This window comes from Carnobacterium sp. (genome assembly GCF_040274425.1).
This window is the reverse complement of record NZ_JBEMBC010000215.1, coordinates 1-507: the sequence shown is the minus strand read 5'-3', so window position 1 is coordinate 507 and position 507 is coordinate 1. Positions and strand designations below refer to the sequence as shown.

At 37.7% G+C, this 507-nt stretch carries 1 protein-coding gene; it reads right to left on the bottom strand.

From position 1 onward, the window contains the following. On the bottom strand, positions 1–357 hold a 357-nt coding region (locus ABS911_RS15355; RefSeq protein WP_350468270.1), incomplete at its 3' end, for an NADPH-dependent FMN reductase. Between the last annotated feature and the right edge of the window lie 150 nt (positions 358–507).

The window sequence follows — 507 nt, the reverse complement described above, 5'->3', positions numbered from 1 at the left end:
CATTAGAAAATGTTTGGGTGTTCCAGCAGTACCGATCATACTTACTACTTTGTCGCGAAACGCATTAACCGGCAATAGATCAAATAGATTTTTTAAAGAGGCTGGAATAGAAGCTTGGAAGGTCGGTGTCCCAATAATAAGCGCATCTGCAGCCATAATCTTTTCAGAAACGTATTTGGTATCCCCTTCATACTCCCAATAATTTCTTCCATCACTAAAAACCATTTCATATTCTGCTAAATCGATTAATTCAAACTCTACTTCTGAGTATTTTTCTTTTAAAATGGCTTCTGCATAATTCATTGCTGTTTTTGTTTTCGTTCCAACATTCGAACCTGAAATTCCTACTATTTTCATTTATACTCACCTCTTACTTCTTTTTCTAACGAGCCTAGACGACGAAATTTGCAACCTGGTAGTTGAGTTGCTTGTCCCAGCTCCTAGGAAAAAAGATGAAATTCTCCTTAAGGCTTGACCCTCTTGCGGAAATTCCCCTGTTTTTCTACG